Source organism: Sphingobacterium sp. E70, from assembly GCF_019285695.1.
In the GTDB taxonomy this organism is placed as follows: Bacteria; Bacteroidota; Bacteroidia; order Sphingobacteriales; family Sphingobacteriaceae; genus Sphingobacterium; species Sphingobacterium detergens.
The window spans coordinates 3,475,817-3,493,570 of sequence record NZ_CP079104.1 but is presented as its reverse complement, the minus strand read 5'-3'; the positions used below and the strand labels follow the sequence as shown (position 1 = coordinate 3,493,570).

The 17,754-nt window shown below is 40.6% G+C and carries 19 protein-coding genes and 4 pseudogenes; 12 read left to right on the top strand and 11 right to left on the bottom strand.

Going from position 1 to position 17,754, the window contains the following annotated elements; all coding sequences use genetic code 11:
- Positions 1–41 precede the first annotated feature (41 nt).
- On the bottom strand, positions 42–521 hold the full coding sequence (locus KUH03_RS24665) for a cation:proton antiporter regulatory subunit (protein WP_077438826.1): 480 nt from the start codon (positions 519–521) through the stop codon (positions 42–44).
- Between the two features lie 481 nt (positions 522–1,002).
- On the opposite strand from KUH03_RS24665, the gene KUH03_RS24660 reads away from it, so the two are divergent.
- From KUH03_RS24660 to KUH03_RS24635, 6 genes are all read left to right on the top strand, one after another.
- On the top strand, positions 1,003–2,532 hold the full coding sequence (locus KUH03_RS24660) for a SusC/RagA family TonB-linked outer membrane protein (protein ID WP_257087256.1): 1,530 nt from the start codon (positions 1,003–1,005) through the stop codon (positions 2,530–2,532).
- Positions 2,529–4,031, top strand: a complete 1,503-nt coding sequence (locus tag KUH03_RS24655) for a SusC/RagA family TonB-linked outer membrane protein (protein ID WP_257097277.1) — start codon at positions 2,529–2,531, stop codon at positions 4,029–4,031. Before KUH03_RS24660 ends, KUH03_RS24655 begins: the two co-directional genes overlap by 4 nt.
- Before the next feature lie 75 nt (positions 4,032–4,106).
- Entirely contained in the window at positions 4,107–4,709 is a 603-nt protein-coding gene (locus tag KUH03_RS24650; RefSeq protein ID WP_257087255.1) for a RagB/SusD family nutrient uptake outer membrane protein, read from the top strand.
- Positions 4,706–5,092: a hypothetical protein gene (locus tag KUH03_RS24645; RefSeq protein WP_257087254.1), complete on the top strand. Its 387-nt coding sequence runs from the start codon at positions 4,706–4,708 to the stop codon at positions 5,090–5,092. Before KUH03_RS24650 ends, KUH03_RS24645 begins: the two co-directional genes overlap by 4 nt.
- Complete coding sequence (locus KUH03_RS24640; RefSeq protein ID WP_257087253.1) at positions 5,085–5,291, top strand: hypothetical protein; 207 nt, start codon at positions 5,085–5,087, stop codon at positions 5,289–5,291. The genes KUH03_RS24645 and KUH03_RS24640 overlap by 8 nt, the downstream gene beginning before the upstream one ends.
- Positions 5,288–5,662, top strand: a complete 375-nt coding sequence (locus KUH03_RS24635; protein WP_257087252.1) for a RagB/SusD family nutrient uptake outer membrane protein — start codon at positions 5,288–5,290, stop codon at positions 5,660–5,662. Before KUH03_RS24640 ends, KUH03_RS24635 begins: the two co-directional genes overlap by 4 nt.
- A gap of 75 nt (positions 5,663–5,737) precedes the next feature.
- Here KUH03_RS24635 and KUH03_RS46620 read toward each other — a convergent pair whose 3' ends face one another.
- The 3 genes from KUH03_RS46620 to KUH03_RS46610 are packed head-to-tail and all read right to left on the bottom strand — an operon-like array spanning position 5,738 to position 6,538.
- Positions 5,738–5,908, bottom strand: a complete 171-nt coding sequence (locus KUH03_RS46620) for a hypothetical protein (protein ID WP_306429145.1) — start codon at positions 5,906–5,908, stop codon at positions 5,738–5,740.
- Between the two features lie 25 nt (positions 5,909–5,933).
- Entirely contained in the window at positions 5,934–6,359 is a 426-nt protein-coding gene (locus KUH03_RS46615) for an MBL fold metallo-hydrolase (RefSeq protein ID WP_306429144.1), read from the bottom strand.
- Positions 6,360–6,379: 20 nt separating this feature from the next.
- Positions 6,380–6,538, bottom strand: a complete 159-nt coding sequence (locus KUH03_RS46610; protein ID WP_306429143.1) for a hypothetical protein — start codon at positions 6,536–6,538, stop codon at positions 6,380–6,382.
- Between the two features lie 277 nt (positions 6,539–6,815).
- Between KUH03_RS46610 and recJ the strand changes: the two genes are divergently transcribed.
- The 5 genes and pseudogenes from recJ to KUH03_RS24610 all read left to right on the top strand — a co-directional run bounded on the left by recJ (position 6,816) and on the right by KUH03_RS24610 (position 12,346).
- Positions 6,816–8,135, top strand: coding sequence for a single-stranded-DNA-specific exonuclease RecJ (gene recJ / locus KUH03_RS24625; RefSeq protein ID WP_306429142.1), 1,320 nt, complete (start codon positions 6,816–6,818; stop codon positions 8,133–8,135).
- Between the two features lie 17 nt (positions 8,136–8,152).
- Positions 8,153–8,326 carry a hypothetical protein gene (locus KUH03_RS46605; RefSeq protein ID WP_306429141.1) on the top strand — a complete coding sequence of 58 codons (174 nt, stop codon included), beginning with the start codon at positions 8,153–8,155 and terminating at the stop codon, positions 8,324–8,326.
- A 149-nt stretch (positions 8,327–8,475) separates the two neighbouring features.
- Positions 8,476–9,207: pseudogene (gene lptB / locus KUH03_RS24620) on the top strand (LPS export ABC transporter ATP-binding protein).
- Between the two features lie 19 nt (positions 9,208–9,226).
- Positions 9,227–10,739, top strand: a pseudogene (locus tag KUH03_RS24615) (GH3 auxin-responsive promoter family protein).
- Positions 10,740–11,276: 537 nt separating this feature from the next.
- Positions 11,277–12,346, top strand: a pseudogene (locus KUH03_RS24610) (branched-chain amino acid aminotransferase).
- Between the two features lie 138 nt (positions 12,347–12,484).
- On the opposite strand, the gene KUH03_RS46600 reads toward KUH03_RS24610, so the two are convergent.
- The 7 genes and pseudogenes from KUH03_RS46600 to pdxA form a co-directional block, all read right to left on the bottom strand.
- Positions 12,485–12,817 carry a tRNA dimethylallyltransferase gene (locus tag KUH03_RS46600; RefSeq protein WP_306429140.1) on the bottom strand — a complete coding sequence of 111 codons (333 nt, stop codon included), beginning with the start codon at positions 12,815–12,817 and terminating at the stop codon, positions 12,485–12,487.
- 38 nt (positions 12,818–12,855) lie between these two features.
- Positions 12,856–13,350, bottom strand: a complete 495-nt coding sequence (locus KUH03_RS46595; protein WP_306429139.1) for a tRNA (adenosine(37)-N6)-dimethylallyltransferase MiaA — start codon at positions 13,348–13,350, stop codon at positions 12,856–12,858.
- A gap of 100 nt (positions 13,351–13,450) precedes the next feature.
- Positions 13,451–13,813, bottom strand: a complete 363-nt coding sequence (locus tag KUH03_RS24600; protein WP_257097275.1) for a plasmid pRiA4b ORF-3 family protein — start codon at positions 13,811–13,813, stop codon at positions 13,451–13,453.
- Between the two features lie 404 nt (positions 13,814–14,217).
- A complete protein-coding gene (locus KUH03_RS49135) occupies positions 14,218–14,826 on the bottom strand; it encodes an HD domain-containing protein (RefSeq protein ID WP_373564489.1) in 609 nt (202 codons plus the stop codon).
- Positions 14,827–14,828: 2 nt separating this feature from the next.
- On the bottom strand, positions 14,829–15,194 hold the full coding sequence (locus KUH03_RS49130; protein WP_373564488.1) for a hypothetical protein: 366 nt from the start codon (positions 15,192–15,194) through the stop codon (positions 14,829–14,831).
- Between the two features lie 11 nt (positions 15,195–15,205).
- Positions 15,206–15,412, bottom strand: a complete 207-nt coding sequence (locus KUH03_RS49125) for a hypothetical protein (protein WP_373564487.1) — start codon at positions 15,410–15,412, stop codon at positions 15,206–15,208.
- 341 nt (positions 15,413–15,753) lie between these two features.
- Positions 15,754–16,807: pseudogene (gene pdxA, locus KUH03_RS24590) on the bottom strand (4-hydroxythreonine-4-phosphate dehydrogenase PdxA).
- Positions 16,808–16,973: 166 nt separating this feature from the next.
- Between pdxA and rsmA the strand changes: the two are divergent.
- Positions 16,974–17,753 carry a 16S rRNA (adenine(1518)-N(6)/adenine(1519)-N(6))-dimethyltransferase RsmA gene (gene rsmA, locus KUH03_RS24585; RefSeq protein ID WP_120260139.1) on the top strand — a complete coding sequence of 260 codons (780 nt, stop codon included), beginning with the start codon at positions 16,974–16,976 and terminating at the stop codon, positions 17,751–17,753.
- The last annotated feature ends 1 nt before the right edge of the window (position 17,754 follow it).

Here is a 17,754-nt window from a genome sequence, read left to right as displayed (position 1 = left end):
GCGATTCCAATTTCCAGTATTAAGGTGTGTGATAGCATAGATTACAGTAAAATTTCCTTTAAAAGTTTGATATTGTTTTTCTTTCCAGCAATAACCAAGGTCGTTCCTGGAGTAATCAGATAAGATGGTCCGGGATTGATGACCGTTTCGTCGTCTCTAATTCCAGCAATAATGGACGCTCCAGTACGTTGTCGTACCTCCAGTTCACCAATTGTTTTTCCTGCTCCTTCCCATTTGCCCTCTAGCTTGTACCATTCGATACGCAAGTCATCCAAAGCCACTTCAATTGTTTCCAATGCCTTGGGCTTATAGGATAGACCACCTATAATACCCGCTATCTGACGTGATTCATCATCATTGAGTGTCATCACACAACGCGATTCATGTTCTTCGTCATCATAACGATACAGTTCCCGTCGACCATCATCGTGGATCACAACAACCATATTGTCACCCGCATCGGTTTCAATTTGAAATTTCTTTCCAATTCCTATCAGATCGGACTCTCTTACAATAGACATAATCTTCTATTTAAATAAATACCAATAATAACAGCGCAATGCCATTTTACCAAAAACAAATTTAACCAAAAATTCAATCTTAAACGAATCCTCGTCGTGCGACGGTAGGGAATGTGAACATGCAGATTACCCCAAAATACTAAAAAGACCAGAAAAACGAGTTTTTATAGGTTCTATTTTAATTCAAATGAATAAGGTCATCTGCATACCGAGGTTTTTACGCGACTGCAGGCCTGCCTCGAATCTGCAATACTTTCCAAGAACCTGAAAACACAACTACCCTTCTACCGCAAGCAATTTTCAGTCTCAAATCTTCTAGTTAAGATCAAAAAATCCATTATTCCCTTTTTTATTACAAAGATGAATTTCTATAACGTTTTCGTAGTTAGTGCAATCGTTTGTTCAAAGATGCAAAGAAACGGCTCCGCTTAATTTCTTTATACTTGCCGCCAATAAAACTAGCGAATCTAAATTACACACTATGGTCAAAAAGAGTCACCTCATTCTACTGACACCCCTAACAATTCTTTCAGTAGCAACGCCTTTTTATGTAGCAGCGCGTCCCAATAATCCTAAGACTGCCATTGCCCAAGCTGTCCCTCAACAATCCATTTCGGGAAAAGTAGTGGACGAAACTGGAAAACCTATCAGCGGAGTTACAGTATCAGAGAAAGGCAAAACAGCAGCCACCACGACTGGACAAGATGGTAGATTTACACTGGCAGTCACATCACAAAATGCCACATTGGTCTTTAATTCCATCGGATTTATTGCACAGGAATTACCAGCTTCTCAAGCCGCTGAAGTAACCCTGAAAAAATCCGAAGACATGCTGGAAGAGGTTGTCGTTGTTGGTTATGGTAAACAGAAGAAAAGCGACCTTACTGGTAGTGTTGCTACTGTGGAAGCGAAGTCCTTAGATCGGATCAACTCTCCGAATATCGTGGACAAGCTACAGGGCAAGGTTTCTGGCTTAGCCATCAATTCTGGAAATGCTAAACCAGGAGAAACTGCAGCGATAAATATACGTGGTGAAAATTCAATCTCCGCTTCCAACAGTCCATTGATAATTTTGGATGGTATCCCTTTCAGCGGATCATTAGGTGATATCTCCTCGAATACTATTGCTAGCATTTCCGTATTAAAAGATGCTTCTTCTACCGCAATCTATGGATCACGTGCGGCAAATGGCGTCATCCTAATCACTTCCAAAAAGGGTGCTGCCGGAAAAGCACGCATCAATTACAATGGTTATTTTGGATTGCAGAGTGTAGAACGTCGTTTGAAATTGATGAATGGTCCACAATACATTCAATTTATGCGTGACTATCAAGCCTCTAAAGGCAAAACAGGTGATCAGCTTAATCCCGAAAACTACCTTTTTGCGAATGTACTGGAACAATATAAGAAAGGTGAAGAAGTCAATTGGCAAAATGAAGCCTTTAACAGTGCAGCTCCCATTCACGAACATCAGCTCAGTTTTTCGGGCGGTACTGATAAATCCGATTATTATGCATCGGTAAGTTACCTCAATCAGGATGGTGTGGTTAAAAACACACCATACGAACGCTATAATGTCAATCTAAATCTCAATCAAAGCCTAAATTCATGGCTCAAACTGGGTATGACTATGCAAGCTTCACAGGGCAACCGTGATGGTATACAACCCAACTTGGAAAGCGTTGTAAAACTAGCTCCTTATAGCAAAAATCGGGATGAAAACGGTACAGCTGTCACCTATCCAATGTATGCACAAACACTATGGGGTCACCCTTTCGCCGACGAAAATGGTCAATGGGATGAAACTAGACGGACTGTCTATGCAAACTCTTGGTTAGATGTCAAACTTCCGATTGAAGGGCTAAGCTTTAAGTCTACATTTGGTACGAACTACAGAAATATCAATGAAAACTCTTATTATGGTTCAAATACCTTGACAGGTCGCGGTGTGAATGGACGGGGAGAGATAAAAATGATCATTTCTGGGATTGGACATGGGAGAATCTCCTGACTTACGACCGCACTTTTGGTGATCATAAAATTAATGTAGTCGGGCTTTATTCCTCTCAAAAGACCAACCTCAAGACATCTAAAATGACTGGAGATGATTTTGTTTCAGACGCCGGCTACAACAACATGGCTTCTGCTTCTAAAAATCTGAAAATGGAATCCAAGCTGGAGAACACTGCGATGATCTCTTATATGGGACGGATCAACTATTCATTCAAAGATCGCTATTTATTAACTTTAACAGGCCGCTCGGATGGTTATAGCGCTTTTTCTGTTGATAATAGGTATGCCTTTTTCCCTTCTGTCGCTGGAGCATGGGTAATTTCCAAAGAAGGTAATGTACAAGATTACTTTGATTTGTTAAAACTACGAGCTTCGTATGGTAAAAATGGAAACCAAGCCGTATCTCCCTATCAGACGTATGATCGCTTGACGAACGTAGACTACATATATGGATTAGATCCTGTCAAAGGACTCGTGATGAATTTCAATGGACGAGGGAGCAATTTGACATGGGAAACGACCTCTTCCTTAAATGTCGGTTTAGATTTTGGCATTCTCAAAAATCGTCTTTCTGGAACAATTGATTATTATACCTCCAAGACAACAGATCTCTTACTGAGCGAACAGGTCCCAGTGATGAATGGTTACAATACAATTTTGAATAATATTGGTGAAACTTCCAATAAGGGATTTGAGGTCACATTGAATGCTGTTCCCATCAAAAACGACAATTTCCAATGGAATACAACGGCTAATTTTGCGTACAACAACAATAAGATAACCAAATTGCGTGCAGATGGAAAGGATGATTTGACTAATGCCTGGCTTATTGGCAAACCAATACGTATCTTTTATGATTACAAAGTAATCGGGGTATGGCAGGAAGGTGACGATATTGCAAACTCTTATCAGCCAAAAGCGAAAGCGGGTGATGCAAAATTAGCAGATTTAAATAATGATGGTAAAATAGATGCGAATGACCGCACGGTCATGGGCAACAAGATTTCACCTTACACCCTTGGCATCGGTAATGATTTTACCTACAAAAACTTCTCCCTTTCCATTTTTATGAACGGTGCCTTTGGCGGTACAAAAGTGGATGATTTTAAAAATATAGAACGTTTTTTACCGAATAACGGCGCTAATTATCTCGCAGATATGCCTTACTGGACACCAGAGAATCCAAGTACAGACATACCTTCTCCAGGTTACACGCCTGTCAACAACCATACTTATTACATCAATTCAGCCTATTGGCGGATTCGTGATTTGAGTCTGGGCTATACATTTGAAGGCGATTTTCTACAACGATTGAATCTTTCCTCTGTCAGAGCATTTATCAACGCCCGCAATATCTACACATTCTCCAAAATAAAAGGATACAATGTAGAGGCATTGGGTGTCAGTTCAACAACGGGAAATCCAACGACAACAAATATCGCCTACCCTTATCCTGTTGCCCGAACAGTCTCATTGGGATTAAATGTTCAATTTTAAACATCTCTACATCATGAAGAAAAGAAATACAACTTTATATGCATTCCTTGCCGGTATAAGCTTAATCTTTATCGGTTGCAGCAAAAACTTTTTAAACGAAGACACCAGCAGTTTTCAATCGCCAGACAATACCTACATCAATACAAAAGGTTTCGAAACTGGGTTGAATGGCCTTTACTCTTATGCACGGATGGAATTCTGGACCTGGAACGGAAGTATATTCTCTCAGGGGCTACTCCACAGGAGGCTTTACAAGTCGGTACAGACATTGTTGCGATCAAAACCACCGGAACCGATGCAACTTTAGCACCTTTTAGCAATTACAGTCTAAATCCGGCTTCGTCGTATGTTCGCAATTATTGGAAGTATGCCTATGGTTTTATCGGAAATACCAATATTATCTTGGAAGCATTAACTAAAAACACGATCCAATGGACAGATAAAGAGAATGATCCAAAACGTGTAGAAGCTACAGCCCGTTTCTTCCGTGCCTATAGCTATCGTTATTTAGTCAACCTCTATGGAGATGTGCCTTGGGTAGATAAGGTTTCGGCAACGCCGCGTCGCGATTTTACCCGAGCACCCAAAGCTGAGATATTGGCACATATGATTGATGACCTCAAATATGCTGGAGACAACCTCCCGGACAACCCAGGAACTGTACAGGAAGGAAATTGACAAAATGGGCCGCATTACATTACCTTGCAGAGGCCTATATTGAAGCAGGGAAGCCAGATCTGGCCGCTGAAGCAGCTAACAAAGTGATTCAAAGCGGCTATTTTAAGTTGAACGATCAACGCTTTGGAGCTGAGAAAGATAAAGCCGGCGACTATTTTCACGACATGTTTATCGAAAACAATCAAAATCGCTCATCCGGCAATCAAGAAACCATTTGGGCAATCCAATTGGAATACAATACGCAAGGAGGTGGAGACAATTATACGGACTGGAGCAAACGCGCATGGGTTCCTTTTTATTCCCAACAAAAAGGTTTTGTTCTTGCCGACTCACTTGGCGGAAGGGGCTTGGTCACGTACGTCCTACCAATGGTGGTTGGATAGTTATGAAAAACAAGATGTTAGAAATTCTCCTTACAATATCAAACGAGACTGGTATTATAATGATCCTTCCGTTCTTGAACTTTACGGTAAGAAGATTGAGCTAACCGATGCAATCATCGCTTCGGGCAATGTATTTCCAACCATTACCAAATTTTTCTATGGAAAACGGCTGCAAACCCTGCATTTGAAGGCAATATGAAAGATCGGGTCAAAATACGATTGGCAGAAACCTATCTTTTACTGGCTGAGGCATACATGCGAGCGAATAAACCCGACCTTGCAAAAGATGCCATCAATGCTGTACGTGCCCGTGCCAAAGCTTCTCCAATAAATACCTCGGCAATCAACGAAGATTTTATATTGGATGAACGTGCAAGAGAGCTTATGGGCGAAGAAATGCGGAGAATGACATTATCTCGTTTCGGGGCCGATGTTTTCCTACGCCGTGTACAAGCGCTTAACCCACAATCTAAAGACGTGGTCAAGAAAGAATTTATTCTTTGGCCTATTCCACAGGAAGTCATCGACAGCAATACTGGCGCTGCTTTCCCGCAGAATGCCGGATATTAACTCTTACATCAAAGCCTCATAGATCCGAAAGTCTATGAGGCTTTTTTGTTGGCATATCATCCACTTCCGCCCGCACTACTGTGCTTCAACCAGTTTATAACTTCCATCGGGCCGCAGTTGGCTACGGCCAATGGTTATATTTTTGGAGTGATAGAATAAAAAGGTCCAACCTTCTGGAGCTCCTTCTCCCCAATAAGCTTGCCGTAGCTCCTTCGAGCGTCGACCATCATAATCATATTTAGCCACATAATTATGAAAAATTTCCTCAGGCTCAGGTAGTACATCGCCCCGAAAAATAATGTTCTCCTCCAGTGTGGATGTGAAACGCTTGGTGATGTGGCGTATGTCCACCATTAAGAGCATAACTGATTTCAGTATTTACCTGCCCCGCTCCTTCTACCAATACTAAGTTCCCACTTCGTTGGACAACATCAAAAATTTCTGTACGGTAAGAGCTCGAAATCCCAGAATAAGCATCCTCCCATTCTCCCCTTTGCACAATATATTCAGCTTCGGGAAATGCAATGCGAGGGGAACCACCTTCCATACTTACCATACCACCGGCATGATCCTTATGCAGGTGCGACATTAACACGTATTTCACATCATCTGGCTCATAACCCAATTTGCGGATATTGTTGTGCAACTCCAGCACACCACGGTCATCGGTATGCCCCAAACCTGTATCACAGATCACAAGACCTGATTCTGTTTTGATCAAAAAGGATGGACATGGATAAACATGGATCCCGGACGGTCTTTCGGGTCATCCACGGATGGATCAAAGGGAACGAATTTTCTACTTTTATCGACAGAAAAAGAACCTTCATATAGAGAATAAGCCTGCACCATATTTAAAACATTGGGAATATGCACGTTAAGCGACAGGCGGTCAATACCAGGTTTAGGAATTAGGTAAGTCCAGCCTTAAAACGTATATTTACACTTAAAATATTGTGCAAAGATATGCAAAAAAGGTGGGTACTAAAATCTAAAACTGATGTCAAAATAACCAACAAACTGCGCGAGGAATTAAATATCAACGCTGTGTTAGCGGAATTGCTCGTCAACAGGGGAATGGAAGTTTTGACGAAGCGAAACAGTTTTTTAGGCCACAATTGTCAGACTTGCACGATCCTTTTTGATGAAGGATATGGAAAAAGCCATATCTAGAATCATCCAGGCTATCGGTAACAAAGAAAAGATCCTGATCTATGGTGATTACGATGTCGATGGCACCACAGCAGTTGCTGTAGTCTACAGTTTTTTCAGAGAATTTCATAGTCAACTGGAGTTTTATATTCCGGATCGTTATGCGGAAGGTTATGGCATATCTACCCAGGGCATTGATTATGCTGCTGCCAATGGCTTTTCTTTAATTATTGCATTAGACTGTGGAATAAAGGCCATTGATAAAATTGACTATGCCAACACGAAGGGGATAGACTTTATCATTGGCGACCACCATCTCCCAGGTGAAGAACTCCCAAAGGCTTTCGCTGTCTTAGATCCCAAACGTGTAGATTGTGATTATCCCTACAAGGAACTTTCTGGTTGCGGTATAGGCTTCAAAATCATTCAGGCGTTCATCCTGACCAACGGAATGGATATCAATGCTTGTTATCAGTTTTTAGATCTGGTTGCAGTGAGTATAGCATCAGATATCGTCCCAATCACTGGTGAGAATAGAATCTTAAGCCATTTTGGGTTGATTAAGCTCAACACCAATCCCTGCGTGGGATTAAAAGCATTGATTGACCTATCCAATAATAGAACAAAGATTTTTACGGTCAACGACATTGTGTTCCAGATCGGCCCGCGCATCAATGCCGCCGGCCGCATTGACCACGCTAAGGATGCCGTCAAATTATTAATTTCAAAATCCCTACAGGAAGCGAAAGACTTTAGTTCGAGCATTGATGATCAAAACAATGTCCGCAAGGATTTTGACCTCAAAATAACCGAAGAGGCTCTGGCGCTCATTGAAGAAAATGTTGTTCTCAAGAGTCGAAAATCTACGGTATTATACAAATCAGACTGGCATAAAGGTGTAATCGGAATTGTCGCTTCACGATTGACTGAGAAATATTACCGTCCCACTATTATATTAACGGAAACGAATGGCCATATAGCGGGCTCTTGTCGATCAGTAATCGGATTTGATCTATATGAAGCGTTAAACGAATGTGCTGATTTACTTGAACAATTTGGAGGGCACAAATATGCCGCTGGACTGACCATGTCACTGGACAATGTAAGCTTGTTCCAAGATCGATTTGAAGAAGTCGTGGCTCGTAGGATCAGTCCCGAAATGCTGACACAAGAAATTCAGATCGATGCCAAGCTCCATCTGAAGGATATAGACGCTAAATTTTTCCGCATACTCCAACAGTTTGAACCTTTTGGCCCACAAAATGAGTCACCAATTTTCTTGAGTAAGAAAGTGAGTTCAGTAGGGCCGGCTTTCCTGTAGGTACAAATCATTTAAAAATGACAGTTGTTCAGGAAGACTCGCCATCTTTTGATTGCATCGGTTTCGGATTAGCAGAACATATTGATCATATCAATTCGGGGCAGAGTTTTGATATCTGTTATAGCATTGAAGAGAATGTGTGGCGCAATAAGAGAAACTTACAGCTTAACATCAAGGGAATTCGATATTAGCGTTTTAGCGTCTAAATACTTAATACTAAGAAGATATTAAATATATTTACCATAGATTTGCATTCAAATGCTCCAACGGTAAATTCAACATTATTTGGCATTTTGCGGAATAAGTAGAGCAGAAACTAGTGACAAGATAAATCAAGAAGATGATTTTAAAGGCAGAACATCTCATAAAAAATATAAACAACGTACTGTTGTTAACAACGTATCCTTTCATGTTGAACAAGGAGAGATTGTCGGATTATTGGGGCCAAATGGTGCTGGTAAAACGACCTCTTTTTATATGATTGTAGGTTTGATCAAACCCAATGACGGAAAGGTATTTTTAGATGATCAAGAGATCACGCAAGATGCGATGTATCAACGTGCGCAGCGTGGAATAGGTTATTTGGCACAGGAAGCTTCTGTTTTCCGCAAGTTATCCGTAGAAAACAATATCCTCGCAGTATTAGAGATCCACTACCCCAATAAAGAAGAACGTATGGCAAAGTTGGAAGAATTGCTATCCGAATTCAGCTTGCATCGTGTCCGTAAAAACAGAGGTGATCTTTTGTCAGGGGTGAGCGTCGACGTACGGAAATCGCTCGAGCATTGGCAGCAAATCCATCGTTTATCCTATTGGATGAGCCATTTGCAGGAGTTGACCCTATTGCCGTAGAGGAAATTCAAACAATTGTTGCTAAACTCAAAACACGTAATATTGGTATCTTAATCACCGACCACAACGTACAGGAAACTTTATCCATTACGGATAGGGCCTACCTTTTGACCGAGGAAAGATTATGCTTACAGGTACACCTGAAGAAATCGCGGATAATGAACTGGCACGGAAATTCTATCTTGGTCGCCATTTTGAATTAAGAAGGAAAAAATTTTAAAGTATAACGAATACCCTCTATGGCCTTATTAAACTCCATTTTTACTTGGTTCATGAAAAAAGGATTCACCAAATCGAGCTTTTCATGAAATATCCCCACGATGTACAAGAGGAATGGTTCCAAAGTTTAATTTCTACTGCCGAAGCGACGGAATGGGGAAAAAAATACGACTACACGAGCATACTCACCCCAGAAATCTTCAAAGAGCGTGTGCCTATACAGGATTATGACGATATCAAAGGTTATGTAGATCGGATGATCAAAGGTGAGCAGAATATTCTGTGGCCTTCGGATATCAAATGGTTTGCAAAATCATCTGGAACAACCTCTGATCGCAGCAAATTTATACCGGTGAGCGAAGAGGCCTTAGAAGAATGTCACTTCCAGGGAGGAAAGGACATGTTGACGATATACTGTCACAATAGACCTGAAAACCGTGTTTTTACCGGAAAGTCTGTTGTCATCGGTGGCTCATCACAGATCAACAACTTCAGCCCAGACTCCTATTATGGAGATCTATCTTCCATCCTGATCCGCAACCTTCCATTTTGGGCGGAATTCAAACGAACCCCAACATGGAGGTGACTTTAAATCCCAATTTTGAAGAGAAAATTGAGCAGATCGCGCAAATTACCATCAAAGAAAATGTCACTAGTCTGGCTGGTGTACCAACCTGGAATATTGTGATGGCCAAACGTGTATTGGAAATCACAGGCAAAAACAATCTATTGGAAGTATGGCCAAACCTTGAATTTTATGGTCATGGAGGTGTGAGTTTCAAGCCCTACCGCGAGCAGTTCCAAAAACTGATTCCTTCAGATAAGATGTACTATCTAGAAAACTACAATGCCTCAGAAGGGTATTTTGGGCTACAGGATGAATCGGACTCTGAAGATCTTTTGCTCATGCTGGATTATGGGATATATTACGAATTCCTTCCCACAGAACGTATGCATGAGGAAAACCCGACAACCCTGCGTTTGGATCAGGTAGAAATCGGCAAGAACTATGCGCTGATCATTTCCACCAATGCCGGATTATGGCGTTATAAAATAGGCGATACAATCAAGTTTACGTCTTTGTCTCCCTACCGTTTTCAGATATCGGGACGTACAAAACAATATATCAATACATTTGGTGAAGAAGTGATCGTGGACAATGCCGAGCAAGCACTTGCTGAAGCAAGCAAGCTGACAAATGCGCGTATAAAAGATTATACCGCAGGACCCGTATATTTTAGGGATGCCGAAGCGGGAGCACACGAATGGGTCATTGAATTTGACCAGCAACCCAACGATTTTAAACGTTTTTGTGAAATATTGGATGCCAAGTTGAGAGAAATCAATTCAGATTACGACGCAAAACGATTCAAGAACATGGCACTTCGACCGCCAATTGTTCATAATGCACCATCAGATACTTTTTATAAGTGGATGAAGTCGAGAGGTAAATTGGGTGGACAGAATAAAGTCCCTCGATTGAGCAATAATAGAGAATATCTTGACCCGCTTTTAAAGATTTTGCAAGATTGACCGCACGTCTATTCTTGTGGAGATTAGCCAAGATTTTATGATATCTTGGCTAATCCTGTTTTTTAGGGTTTAATTGCAGTTTTATACAAAAACACAAAAAAACCAAGGATAAAATTCACAGAAATACCTTTCTTTTGAATTTCAACATCACGCTGTAACAATTCGAGTTTCACCCGATGTTACTTCATTGCTTTTGTTAAGACGGTGAGTCAATTCCATACTAAGTTTATTTTATGATAAGTGATTTTATAGCGTAAGCGACCCAATGCCCATCTATGGTCGCAGTCTTTATTTCCAAACTTTATGCCACAAATACATGAACCGTATTAATTAACACAAAATTAATACAATTAATTAAAAACAGGTTACCCCTATAAATTTTGTCGGTTTATTTTTCATTTTCATAGGTATAGTGTAGTAAATCGGAGAATGACTGTCCGAAATAAAAGGCATTTTTCCGAACGGGAAATTATCATAGCAAAGTGCAATTTATATTTCAATTTTTCCTAACTTAGCCTAAGTAATATAAAAAATAAGATGAACGCGACAGAGAACTATTCAATTCGCGTAGAGCCAACTCAAAATTCAAGACTCTCGCAAGTAGATTTCGACAATCTAAAATTCGGAAAGATATTATCCGACCACATGCTGGTCGCAGACTATGATGATGGTGAATGGAAAGATGTCAGCATCGTCCCTTACGGAGATATCAGTATCAGTCCTTCTATGTCAGCTTTACATTATGGTCAAGCAATCTTTGAAGGTATTAAAGCCTATAAATTCGCAGATGGTACAGTGAGTATCTTTCGTCCAGACAGGAACTGGGAAAGATTCAACAAATCTGCAGCACGCCTTCAGATGCCTGAGGTTCCTGAGGAAATTTTTATGGATGGTCTGAACAAACTATTGGATATTGATCGCAATTGGGTTCCTGCTAAAGAAGGTTCTTCTTTGTATATACGTCCATTTATGTTCGCTACTGAAGCCGCATTGGGCGTACATCCATCCAAATCATACAAGTTTATCATTATCACGGGCCCAGTTGGTGCTTACTATAGTAAACCGATTAGCTTAAAAGTTGAAACGTACTATACACGTGCTGCTGAAGGTGGTGTTGGGTTCTCGAAAAATGCCGGTAATTATGCGTTGTCGCTTTATCCGACCCAATTGGCTAACGATGAAGGCTACGATCAAATTATGTGGACTGATGCTTCAGAACACAAATATATCGAAGAAGCAGGTACCGCAAACCTAATTTTCCGTATTGGTGATACCATTATCACGCCACATGGCGATACGATCTTACATGGTGTAACCCGTCGTACAATTATGGAATTGGCAGAGAAATGGGGTATAAAACTGAACAACGGAAAGTATCCGTACAGGAACTTATCGATGGTATTAAAGCAGGTACAGTTACTGAGGCATTTGCTGCAGGAACAGCTGCAACGATCACCGACATTAGCCGGATCGGTTTTGAAGGTCAAGACTACAATTTACCTCCAGTTGAGGGCCGTGAGTTCTCCAATAGAGTTTTACATTATCTGAATGAATTGCGTTATGGTAAAGTAGCAGATCCATTTGGATGGAATTACTTGGTAAAATAAACGGGTAATTGCAATAGAAAAAGCAGTTGGTAATCGCCAACTGCTTTTTTTTTGTATTGATCACAAAGAATCTTCAGTTAATTTTTATAGCTGTAGGTCCTCGTGAGAGCATGAAGCTTTTATTGCATCAGATGCTGCTTAACTCATTGCGTCCCCGTCAAGTAGCTTAGCGTTTATGAAATCAATAATCGTCCCTGTTTCATCAGGCTGAAACCACAAAGTATTGCCATATTTTTTAAACCAAGTAATCTGCCGCTTTGCGTAGCGTCTTGAATTTTGCTGGATTCTCTCCACAGCTTCTTCCAAAGAGATATTTCCATCGAGGTAATCAAACAATTCCGCGTAGCCTACCGTCAACAAGGCTGGTTTGCTCCTAAAAGGAACTAATGACTTCACTTCCTCCAACAATCCCATTTCCATCATCCGTTCCACCCGAAGATTAATCCGTTCGTACAACCGCGAGCGTTCCATATTCAATCCGATCGTCAGGATATCAAATGGTCTCTTACTTAGGTCTTTTTGTGATAAAAGGACATGGGTTTACCTGTTGCCTCAAATACTTCCAAGGCGCGAACGACACGCTGTGGATTATCGATATCTGCGATTTGATAATAGGCTGGATCAATTATTTTTAATCGCTCCTTCATCTGTTCAAGCCCCAACTGTGCCATTTCATTGTTGAGTCTCTCGCGTACCTCATCTCCTGCTTTAGGTAGATCATCCAAGCCTTCGCAGAGCGCACGGACAAATAGCCCAGACCCTCCTACCATAACAACCACATCATGTTGTCGGAATAGTTCATCCAACTTGTCTAAGGCTTCCCGTTCAAAATCTCCCGCGGAATAATCTTGGGTAATGGAATGTGAATTTATAAAATGGTGCTGGGCACTAGCCAGTTCTTCTGAATCCGGCTTTGCTGTACCAATCGTCATCTCGCGATAGAACTGCCGGGAATCGGCAGAAATAATTTCGGTCTTAAAATATTGAGCTAATGAAATAGCCATTGCAGTTTTTCCAACAGCAGTCGGACCTACAATGGCTATCAGTGTTTTCTTTTTGCCATAATATTTGCTTCAAATGCTCAAATATGCATTGAAAGCATGTTCAATTAATATTCGTCTTCGTAGCCGCTAGATCCCTCGCGCTCTTCCTCGCCTTCCCCTCTTCGTCTTCATCTTCGCTATCAAAGCCATCTAGTTCATCCTCGTCATCTACACCATATTGTGTATCATCCTCCTCAACATATTCATCCTCCTCAACAGCATCGGATACCGGGAAATTAGCAGCAGTCATTGTTTTAGGTACTTGACCAACAGACTTGAATAAGGCCGGATAGTCTTTACCCGCTTCCTCTTTCAAAATCTTGATCAGCTCCACTTGAAAATCATATGGGCGGTCAAAATTATAGACGTAATAAAACTTTTGGTGAGGATCATCAATAAACTTGCTCAGGCGAATATTCTCCATCAACAAAACTTCAACATCTTTTTTCGCTGGGTCGGTTTAAACGCTATTTCCGTCCCTTTTTCCATTGATCATTGCTCACGTAAAAAGAGGAAGAAGTATCCGTCGCATAACCTGTCGTTTTGTGGATTTCCTCGTGCATGTCTAAAATGTACTTTTCGAAGGCATATCAATTTCACGATATACATCTTCATAATCTTCAAAAGTAACTCTAAATCTATAAATTGCCATCTTCTATGTATTCTTCTTTTTAGCAGTTTAAAATTAATACTATATTTTAAGAATTGGAAATTTCCAACTGGATTTCTTGTTTGACCTCCAAGCCCATGCCTACTGCTTTTTCACTAAATATTGATAAGCTTCAATCCGGGAATTTGGAATCTCGCCTTCCAAAATAGCCTCGCGGATCAAGTTTTTAACTGTCCAACAGCACGTCCGGGCGTTAATCCGAAAAGTATCATAATATCTTCACCACTGATCGGCGGCTGCCAATTTCGGATCTTGTCACGTTCCTCTACATCCTTTAGTTTCTGCTTGACAAGTTCAAAATTTTGGCGATACTTTTTCTTTTTAAACTCATTCTTCGTTGTCACATCGGCGTGGCACAGCATCATTAATGCATCAATGTCATCACCTGCTTCAAATAATAAACGTCTGACAGCAGAATCTGTAACAATATCCTGAGCAAGGACAATCGGACGAAGATGCAATTGTACAAGTTTCTGTACAAATTTCATCTTTTCGTGTAACGGCAATTTTAGTTCAGCAAAAAGCTTCGGTACCATACGTGCACCTCGGTCTTCATGCCCATGAAATGTCCAGCCTAATTTCTTATCAAAACGTTTTGTCGCAGGTTTGGCGATATCGTGCATAATAGCAGCCCAACGCAACCAGAGATCATCTGACAATTCACACACATTATCCAATACTTCCAATGTGTGGTAGAAATTATCTTTATGTCCTTTTCCATCAATAATATCAACTCCATGCAGGTTGTACATAGCCGGAAAAATCAATTCTAATAGACCCGTATCAAAAGGTATTTAAAACCCACTGAAGGTTTAGGTGAAAGAATGATCTTATTGATCTCATCGATAATCCGTTCCTTTGAAATGATCTTAATACGTTCTTTTGTATCAGTAATTGCTGTAATGGCCTCAATGTCAATCTTGAAATTTAGCTGGGTTGCAAACCGGATCGCACGCATCATACGTAAGGGATCATCCGAGAAAGTTTCAATTGGATCGAGAGGTGTCCGGATAATACGGTGTTCGAGATCCTTTACACCATCGAAGGGGTCTACCAAAGTACCGTAATCGGCTTTATTCAACGAAAAGGCCATGGCATTGATGGTAAAATCACGACGGTTTTGATCATCGGTCAATGTGCCATCCTCTACGATCGGTTTCCGGGAGTTCGCTCGGTAAGATTCCTCCGCGCACCCACAAACTCTACATTCAAACCCTCAAAAACGAGCATTGCAGTTCCAAAATTCTTATAGACCGCCACTTTCGTATGAAGCCTTTCACCTAGTAACGTTGCAAATTCAATACCACTTCCCACTACAACAATATCCACATCGTTCTTGAATGGACGCTTCATAATGTAATCGCGCACATACCCCCAATGACATAACACTCCGTATTTGTCTGCTCGGCGAGCTCTTTGATGATAGAAAATATTGGATGTTGTAAATTATCGCACATAGTTAGAACAGCAGGTAAAAAACCAAACAGTTTGCAAAAGTAATACTTTTTTTAGTATTAAGTATGGAGATATAAGAATTGAGATTTTGATCTTACAAGCTGTAAGCCGATACGATTTCTGTTTTATCTTATCACTGGAGAATCATTATGATCCTTAATGAAGGATAGGATTCTCGTCATCTGCCTAACTTGATTTATATAACTTTATAGATCAAAAAATCATCAACTATTACAACCCTAATCTCGATCTTTGGACAATTTGCGGAATGCCAATGGATTTTTAGCAATTCTGCCTGTTCCCTTCTGCGTTTTACAATATGGACTGCAGTGAAAATTGCTTCCACAAATGAGCTTGGTGAAGCCAGGTTTTTTCCAGCAATATCGTAACCTGTACCATGATCCGGTGAAGTACGTACTATAGATAGTCCTGCAGTGTAATTGACACCAGCACCTTTCGCGATATGCTTAAATGGAATTAACCCTTGATCGTGGTACATAGCCAATACCGCATCAAACTTTTCATAAGCTCCTTTTGCAAAAAAACCATCCGCCGGATAAGGGCCAAAACAAAAGATCCCTTGTTCATTTGCTTTTTCTACGGTTGGTCGAATAATCTGGTCATCCTCCGTACCGATAATCCCGTGATCTCCAGCATGTGGGTTAAGCCCTAAAACAGCTATTTTGGGCTTTTCTACCCAGAAATCCTTTTTCAAAGACTCATTCATGAGGATCAACTTTTTCAGTATCGCTTCTTCGGTGATATTCGCAGCCACATCATGTAGTGGAATATGTCCTGTCACTACACCAATGCGTAGTTCATCACAGACCATAAACATCAACACATCATCAGCTTCAACTTTAGCCTGTAAATATTCGGTATGACCAGGAAATTGGAATCCCTCCTGTTGAATATTATGCTTATTGATCGGCGCAGTCACTAAAGCATCTATTTTACCGGCTTTCAAATCCTCAATCGCTCTTTCCAAAGACAAAAAGCATATTTTCCGCCAATTTCGTTCTCCTCTCCCAAAGAGATCTTGACATCTTCCTGCCAGCAATTGATCATATTCGCCCTTTTAGAATGGGCCTGTTCAGCATCATTGATTACATTAAAACTAAAATCGTTTATTCCTACCGCTTTCCGATGAAAAGAGGCAACTTTTGTATTTCCATAAACAATTGGTGTAAAAAAATCGCACATACGTTGATCTACCAGTGACTTGATAACTACTTCAAGTCCAATACCATTAATATCCCCTACGGTAATTCCGATTTTTAGTTTATCACTCATCCTTTTTAAATGCTTTGAATCAAAAATAGGGATTTTTTTTTAGTATTGCGTAGTTAGATATGCGTATTGAGATTTTGGTCAGAGAAGCCTATGGCTTGCAAACTGTCTCTACTTTTTAATTTTGACTTTTTACTTTATAAAGCTTTTTAATTTCTAATTTTGCATCATGAGTACAGTTAGAGCAAAAAAACATCTAGGACAGCATTTTTTAAACGATAAGAATGCCGCACAACGTATTGTAGAGGCATTGGATCCTAAATTGGGTTTCAGCCAAGTACTCGAAGTTGGTCCGGGAATGGGTGTCCTCTCTGACTTTCTATTACAGAAAGAAGAATATGAGACCTATCTGATCGATGTTGATGAGGAATCGATTGCCTATTTGGATGATAAATACCCACAATTGGGGAAAAGATTAATCCATGGCGATTTTCTAAACCTTGATTTTTCGCAATATTTTGGCGAAAAGATGGCTGTCATCGGCAACTTTCCTTATAATATTTCCTCTCAGATTCTCTTCAAAATTCTGGACGAACGTCAACGTGTTGTTCAAATGACAGGGATGTTTCAAAAAGAAGTCGCTGAGCGCTGTACAGCGAAAGCAGGCAGTAAAGAATATGGAATTCTGAGTGTGTTTTTACAAGCTTACTATAAAGTAGAATACCTCTTTACCGTAAAGGCTGGCGCTTTTAATCCGCCGCCTAAGGTACTGTCGGGTGTCATCCGTATGACCCGCAATGACCGCGAGCAACTGGCTTGTGATGAGAAGTTGTTTTGGCGTGTCGTCAAAGCAGGGTTCAATCAACGTCGCAAAACTTTACGCAATTCCCTCTCAGGGGTTGTCCCGAAAGATAAAATGTCAGATAATCCGCTTTATGAGCTGCGAGCCGAACGGTTAACTGTAGACGATTTTGTCAGCTTGACTAACGAGATCGCGAATTGCCTTTGAT

What these genes read in the sequence shown, in the direction of transcription:
- KUH03_RS46595 (WP_306429139.1), bottom strand. Translation starts at nt 13,350, where the DNA reads ATGGCTATTTCATTAGCTCAATATTTTAAGACCGAAATTATTTCTGCC.
- KUH03_RS46605 (WP_306429141.1), top strand. Translation starts at nt 8,153, where the DNA reads ATGACAGTTGTTCAGGAAGACTCGCCATCTTTTGATTGCATCGGTTTC.
- KUH03_RS24600 (WP_257097275.1), bottom strand. Translation starts at nt 13,813, where the DNA reads ATGGAGAATATTCGCCTGAGCAAGTTTATTGATGATCCTCACCAAAAG.
- KUH03_RS46600 (WP_306429140.1), bottom strand. Translation starts at nt 12,817, where the DNA reads ATGGAACGCTCGCGGTTGTACGAACGGATTAATCTTCGGGTGGAACGG.
- KUH03_RS49125 (WP_373564487.1), bottom strand. Translation starts at nt 15,412, where the DNA reads ATGAAGCGTCCATTCAAGAACGATGTGGATATTGTTGTAGTGGGAAGT.
- KUH03_RS24665 (WP_077438826.1), bottom strand. Translation starts at nt 521, where the DNA reads ATGTCTATTGTAAGAGAGTCCGATCTGATAGGAATTGGAAAGAAATTT.
- KUH03_RS24635 (WP_257087252.1), top strand. Translation starts at nt 5,288, where the DNA reads ATGAAAGATCGGGTCAAAATACGATTGGCAGAAACCTATCTTTTACTG.
- recJ (WP_306429142.1), top strand. Translation starts at nt 6,816, where the DNA reads ATGGAAAAAGCCATATCTAGAATCATCCAGGCTATCGGTAACAAAGAA.
- rsmA (WP_120260139.1), top strand. Translation starts at nt 16,974, where the DNA reads ATGAGTACAGTTAGAGCAAAAAAACATCTAGGACAGCATTTTTTAAAC.
- KUH03_RS24660 (WP_257087256.1), top strand. Translation starts at nt 1,003, where the DNA reads ATGGTCAAAAAGAGTCACCTCATTCTACTGACACCCCTAACAATTCTT.